Annotated in this window: 7 protein-coding genes; 2 read left to right on the plus strand and 5 right to left on the minus strand. The window is 72.9% G+C overall.

The window, feature by feature from the left end:
• Positions 1–24 precede the first annotated feature (24 nt).
• Positions 25–537, minus strand: a complete 513-nt coding sequence (gene tsaE / locus D471_RS0102370; RefSeq protein ID WP_017597144.1) for a tRNA (adenosine(37)-N6)-threonylcarbamoyltransferase complex ATPase subunit type 1 TsaE — start codon at positions 535–537, stop codon at positions 25–27.
• Between the two features lie 132 nt (positions 538–669).
• The gene (gene alr / locus D471_RS0102375) at positions 670–1,797 is read right to left on the minus strand and encodes an alanine racemase (protein WP_017597145.1); all 1,128 of its coding nucleotides are present in this window, start codon (positions 1,795–1,797) and stop codon (positions 670–672) included.
• Between the two features lie 90 nt (positions 1,798–1,887).
• Between alr and D471_RS0102380 the strand changes: the two genes are divergently transcribed.
• Entirely contained in the window at positions 1,888–2,412 is a 525-nt protein-coding gene (locus D471_RS0102380) for a DUF6069 family protein (protein WP_017597146.1), read from the plus strand.
• Between the two features lie 224 nt (positions 2,413–2,636).
• Here the strand turns inward: D471_RS0102380 and D471_RS39010 are convergent, their stop codons facing one another.
• The 3 genes from D471_RS39010 to D471_RS0102395 all read right to left on the minus strand — a co-directional run bounded on the left by D471_RS39010 (position 2,637) and on the right by D471_RS0102395 (position 4,605).
• On the minus strand, positions 2,637–3,449 hold the full coding sequence (locus D471_RS39010; protein ID WP_017597147.1) for a SecDF P1 head subdomain-containing protein: 813 nt from the start codon (positions 3,447–3,449) through the stop codon (positions 2,637–2,639).
• Positions 3,450–3,511: 62 nt separating this feature from the next.
• Positions 3,512–3,757: a hypothetical protein gene (locus D471_RS0102390; RefSeq protein ID WP_017597148.1), complete on the minus strand. Its 246-nt coding sequence runs from the start codon at positions 3,755–3,757 to the stop codon at positions 3,512–3,514.
• A 143-nt stretch (positions 3,758–3,900) separates the two neighbouring features.
• The gene (locus D471_RS0102395) at positions 3,901–4,605 is read right to left on the minus strand and encodes a carbonic anhydrase (protein WP_017597149.1); all 705 of its coding nucleotides are present in this window, start codon (positions 4,603–4,605) and stop codon (positions 3,901–3,903) included.
• 353 nt (positions 4,606–4,958) lie between these two features.
• On the opposite strand from D471_RS0102395, the gene D471_RS0102400 reads away from it, so the two are divergent.
• Positions 4,959–5,603 (plus strand): TetR/AcrR family transcriptional regulator, encoded by a 645-nt coding sequence (locus D471_RS0102400; RefSeq protein ID WP_017597150.1) that lies wholly within the window; start codon positions 4,959–4,961, stop codon positions 5,601–5,603.
• Positions 5,604–5,626 lie beyond the last annotated feature (23 nt).

Here is a 5,626-nt window from a genome sequence, read left to right on the forward strand (position 1 = left end):
CCAGGAGCAGCACGGGCGACCGCCTCATCCGCGCCCGGCGGCGATGCCGGGCAGGTCGACGTCGGACCACCGGTCCCCGACGGGGATCAGGTGGACGGTTCTGGTGTCGTCGGGGTGGCGCTCGATCCGGATCTCCAGCCGGTCGTCGCTGAGCCCCTCGGCGACGCCCTCGCCCCACTCGACGACGGTGACGGAGTCGGGGAGGGTCATGTCGAGGTCGATGTCGTCGATCTCGTCCGGCCCGCCGAGCCGGTAGGCGTCCACGTGCACGAGGCTGGGACCGCCGGCCAGGGACGGGTGGATGCGGGAGATGACGAAGGTCGGCGAGGTGACCGACCCGCGTACGCGCAGGCCCTCGCCCAGGCCCTGGGTGAACGTGGTCTTGCCCGCGCCGAGGGGCCCGGACAGGATCAGGAGGTCACCGGGGCGGGTGAGGGCGGCCAGGTCCCGTCCGAGGGCGCGCATGGCGCCGTCGGTGGCGGCCGTGACCTCGTGGACGACGGGCGCGCCCGTGGCGGTGGCTGTTACGTCTGTCATCTGACTCGCAGCTTGTGTCGGTAGTGGGTCGGGTTGGCGACCGGGCACGCCGCGCCCGGCGCCCCGGAGGAGACCTCCCCACCCAGGCTAGACGGGGTGCGGAGGCGGCTGGGACGCTCGGCGGCGTCCGGCTCAGGCGCCGCCGGTGTACTCCCGAGGAACCCGCGCGCCCACCCGCGTGACGATCTCGTACGGGATGGTGTCCAGGACCTCGGCCCAGTCCCCGGCGGTCGGGGTCGCGGCGTGGTCGGTCGGATCGCCGAACAGTACCGCGTACTCCCCCGCCTCCACCGGCTCATCGCCTACATCCACAACGAACTGGTCCATGCAGACTGTTCCCGAGATGATGTGAGCGCGCTCTCCGAGCAGCACGGGACCCTTGTTGGTGGCGTGGCGCGGAACGCCGTCCGCGTACCCGAGGGGCACCAGTGCCAGGGTGGTGTCGCGGTCGGTGACGTAGCGGTGTCCGTAGGAGACCCCGCTTCCGGGGCCCACGCGCTTGGTGAGGGCGACGCGGGACCGGAGGGTCATCGCGGGCCGCAATCCGGGCACGTCGAAACCCGGGATCGGAACGAGTCCGTAACTGGCGATACCGCCGCGCACGAGGTCGAAGCGGGCCTCGGGGAGCGTGAGCAGGGCCGCCGAGTTGGCGATGTGCCGGACCTCGGGGGTGAGGCCGATCTTGTCGGCCGTCTCCAGGGCCTCGTGGAAGTTCGAGAGCTGGAGCGCGATCGACGGGTGGCCGGGCTCGTCCGCGCACGCGAAGTGCGACCACACTCCGCTGACGCGCAGATCACCGGCGTCCTCGGCGCGGGCGGCCGCCTCCACCAGGGCGGGCCACTCGGCGGCGTTGACGCCGCCGCGGTTGAGCCCGGTGTCGATCTTCAGCTGGACGCGCGCGGGCCGCCCGAGTTCGCGCGCCGCGGCGACGACGGTGTCGAGGACGGCGCGGTCGCTGACCCCGAGGTCGATCCCGGCCGCGACGGCCTCCGCCACGGGTTCCCCCGGCGGGATGATCCAGGCGAGCACGGGCGCGGTGATCCCGGCCGCGCGCAGGCCGAGGGCCTCGTGGATGAAGGCGGTGCCGAGCCACGTCGCGCCGCCGGCGAGGAGCGCGCGAGCCGCCGGAAGCATGCCGTGACCGTAGCCGTCGGCCTTCACCACACCCATGAGAGGGGTGCCGCCGGCGTGCTCACGGAGCAGCCGGGCGTTGTCGGCGATCGCGTCCAGGTCGACGCGGGCGTGCGCGAAGTGAGCCATGCCTCCAGTGTTCCACGTGTGGGTTACCGCTCGGGAGCTGCGGGTATGTGGGCTACGACCGAGTTCGAGGCCGTTTCTGGGGGGATCGGCATGGGCGAGTTCGGAAGTGAGCGTCCGGTCGACGCGGTACGGCTGTGGTCCGGGGGACTGGCCACGGCCGTGGTGGCGGCACTGGTCGTCCTGGTCGGCACTCTGATCATCCGGGGGGTTCTGGGGATTCCCGTGCTCGCTCCGGAGGAGGCCGGTGACCTGGGTGACTCCGGGACCGTCGCCTACGCGTTGATGGCGGCCGCGGCGGCACTGCTGGCCACGGGCCTGCTGCACGTGCTGCTGCTCGCGGCGCCGCGACCGCGCGCGTTCTTCGGCTGGATGATGGGTCTGATCACGGCGGTCGCCGCGGTCACGCCGTTCCTCCAGGGCGCCGAGCTGGCCAGCCAGATCGCCACGGCGGTCATCAACCTCGTCGCCGGGGTGGCGATCGCGACACTGCTGAGCGGCGTCGCGGGGACCGCCGTCATCCGGTCCGGGAGGAGGTCGCGCCCGGTGTTACGGCACGAGGGCATCCTGCCGGACGTGGACCGGTCCGACTACCGCGGGGATTCGCGGAGGTTGTGACCGGGACCGGCACCGGAACCGCGGGACCGGGGCCGGGGCGGCGGGCGGAGAACGGCCGACGGGTACGACGGGCCGACACAGGCAGCCATGGGGGGCGGGGCCGGGGGTCCCGCCCCTTCCGTCGTGCGCGGCGAGGGTCCGGAGTCGGCGTCGCACGCAACGACCCGCGCGCGCCGCTCCACGCGGCTCCCACGCCGTGCGGCCGCCGCGCCGCCGCGCGGACCTCACTCCACGGTGACCTCCACCGGCAGGGGGTCCATGCTGACGAGGGTGGCCAGCGCGCTCGCCTCCTCCTCGGGGAAAGCCCCGCTGATCGCCGTGCTCCCACCCGACAGTCCGACCTCGCAGGCGACGTCGGGGGAGAGCTCCGGCGCGGTGACCACCTCCCCGTCCACCACGATCGCGAGGCGGCGCTCCGGGCTCCCCGCCGGGTGGCACGCCGCCTCGCCGGTCATCCGGGCCCACGTGTCGGCTCCCCTCTCGGTGAACGCGACGTTCACCAGCCACGCGGAGGCGATCGGGCTGTGCTCGGTCTCGGCGGACGCGACCCCGCCGTTGTCGAGCGCCGCCGGACCGAGCAGCAGATCGCCGCTCCCGTCCGGTGACGGCAGGGCCAGCTCGGCGTCGGTGCGGTCCTCGGCGCCGGGCTCACCGACCGGCCCCGCCAGCCCCACGACCGGATGGACCGTCAGGCTCCCCCTCCGTTCCATGAGGGCGACGGCCTCCTCGACGTCCGCGTCGCGCGGCAGCTCGACGGTGACCGTCCTCCCCCCGGCGGTGACCACGGGCTCACCCGCCTCCATGCTCCGCACCCGCCGCACCAGGAGCTCGGCGACGCGGTCCACGGTCTCGGGGGAGACGGTGGCGGTGGGATCTCCCACCCGGAAGGCGACCGTCTCACCGCCTCCGGGGCGCGCGGACCACCACACCCAGGCCATCGCGCCGGCCAGAACGATCATGGTGAGGGCGGCGGCCGCGAAGACCGCGATCAGCCACCCGCGGCCGCGGCGGCGGGGTGTCGGGGGGTGGGGGTACACGGGGTTCCTTCCTGGAGAACCGTGGGAAAGCCGACCCGCGCGCGAGGATCGGGGAGGCCGGCTCACATCATCGGGGCGATGACGACCCGGTAGCGGTCACCGTCCTCGGTGGACACATCCCGGCGGAAGTCGTTGACCCGGTTGACGGACCGCTGGACCACGTCGCCGTCGATCTCGCTGGTATCGACCTTGGGAAGGTACTTCTCCACCGCGCGCAGCGCCTCGTCGACGGTCATGGCGGTCTCCCGCCGCTCCGGGACGATGCGCCACCCGGCGTCGGCGAGGCGGCTGATGGCGATCCGGAACATACCGGTCTCCCTGCGGTCTCGGGGGGCTCTGAGCGCATTCTCCCCCATCACCTCGGACGCTGTGAAGTGCCCGTTGTGCGGTTGACGCACGTTCGATCGATGTGCACCCGATGTCCGTTCCGCCCGTCCCGGGCGCCCGTGCGTCACAGCCAGGTGACCCGCGAGTCCTCCAGGTCGTAGCGTGCGGCGACGATGTCCAGGAGCCCGGAGTCGACCCTGTCCCGCAGGTCGGGGTCCTCCCGCAGCGTCTCGGCGACGTACCGCGCGTTGGCGCGGACGCAGTCGTCGACGAAGTCGTCGCCGTCGTCGGGCGTGGACTCGACCACGGGAAGGATCCGCTCGACCAGGTAACCGATGTGGCCGTGCGGGATCTCGCCGCTCCGGTGCGCCTCGACCGCCGCCGTGACCGCGCCGCACGAGGAGTGCCCCAGAACGACGACGAGCGGTACCTCCAGGTGCTCGGCGGCGTAGCTGAGGCTGCCGAGGACGGACTGGTCGGGCACCTCGCCGGCGGAGCGGATCGTGAACAGGTCCCCGAGCCCCTGGTCGAAGACCAGCTCCGGGGGGACGCGCGAGTCCGCGCAGCCGAGGACCGTGGCGAAGGGGTACTGCCCGTCGACGAGCTCGGCTCTGCGGGCTCTGCCCTCGTGCGGGTGGCGGGAGTGGTGGCGGCGCCAGCGCCGGTTGCCCCACCGGAGCAGCCGGAGGGCGCCGTGGGCGTCCGCGGAACCGGGGGAGACGGTGGGGACGGATTCGGCGAGGGCGGCGGCTGGAACCGCGGTCGCGGCGGCGGCGCCGGCGCCGCCGAGGAGGGAGGCGCGCAGGGCGCCGCGGCGTGAGAGGACCATGGGGGGTACGCATTCCTCACATAAGTAGTAAAACTACCGTGGGTATCACGGACGCCACAGAAACTACTCTTCCGGACCAGAGGGAAACCATGGGATTGACGGGTCCCTAACGCCGTTGATGAGACCCTGACGCCGCCAGGCGCACGATCGTGCGGCAGGACCCGCACCCGGCCCGAGCCCGCCGTTCCCGCCGCCCCCGGAGACGGACCGCCCGGTGATCGACGAGCGCCCTCTACGATGGGTTACCTACCGACCGTTCGTTAGGCGATCGGTCGCGTGTGGACCCGCCGACGTGGGTCGAGAACCCGTCCGCCCAGCGCACGCGCGCTCAGCAGGAGGTAGATTCGACAGTCGTGTCCCGAACTTCCCCAGCCGAACCAGCGCCCGCACGCGGCGAGGTCGCGCGGCGCCGCTCCGGCCGCCCCGGCCACGACGCCGATTCCGTCCTGCGCGTCGCCGCGCGCGTGTTCAACGAGCGCGGGTACGACGGCACGAGCATGGAGGACCTGGCCCGCGCGCTCGGCGTGACCAAGTCGGCCATCTACCACCACGTGAGCGGCAAGACCGAACTGCTGCGCCGCTCCCTCGACCTCGCCCTCGACGCGCTCTTCGCGGTCACACGGGAGGAGGCTTCGACCACCGGCCCGGCGATCGACCGTCTGGAGAACGTCCTCCACGGCAGCGTCCGCGTCCTGGTGGAGCAGCTCCCGCACGTGACCCTCCTGCTTCGGGTCCGGGGCAACACCGAGGTGGAAAAGCACGCGCTGACCCGACGCCGCGAGTTCGACCACCTGGTCGCCGACCTCGTACGCGAGGGCATCGCCGCCGGTGAGATCCGCGACGACGTGGACCCGGCGGTCGCCTCCCGGCTGCTGTTCGGCATGGTCAACTCGATCGTGGAGTGGTACAAGCCCGACCGCGGGCTGGACGCCGACGAGCTCGCCGACTCCCTGTCCCGCATCGCCTTCAGGGGGCTGCGCGCCGACGGCTCCGCATAGGGGTCACAGCGGCGGCGTCCCGC

Origin of the sequence: Nocardiopsis lucentensis DSM 44048 (genome assembly GCF_000341125.1) — a bacterium.
Classification (GTDB): Bacteria; Actinomycetota; Actinomycetes; order Streptosporangiales; family Streptosporangiaceae; genus Nocardiopsis; species Nocardiopsis lucentensis.

What these genes read in the sequence shown, in the direction of transcription:
- alr (WP_017597145.1), bottom strand. Translation starts at nt 1,797, where the DNA reads ATGGCTCACTTCGCGCACGCCCGCGTCGACCTGGACGCGATCGCCGAC.
- D471_RS0102390 (WP_017597148.1), bottom strand. Translation starts at nt 3,757, where the DNA reads ATGTTCCGGATCGCCATCAGCCGCCTCGCCGACGCCGGGTGGCGCATC.
- D471_RS0102395 (WP_017597149.1), bottom strand. Translation starts at nt 4,605, where the DNA reads ATGGTCCTCTCACGCCGCGGCGCCCTGCGCGCCTCCCTCCTCGGCGGC.
- D471_RS0102380 (WP_017597146.1), top strand. Translation starts at nt 1,888, where the DNA reads ATGGGCGAGTTCGGAAGTGAGCGTCCGGTCGACGCGGTACGGCTGTGG.
- tsaE (WP_017597144.1), bottom strand. Translation starts at nt 537, where the DNA reads ATGACAGACGTAACAGCCACCGCCACGGGCGCGCCCGTCGTCCACGAG.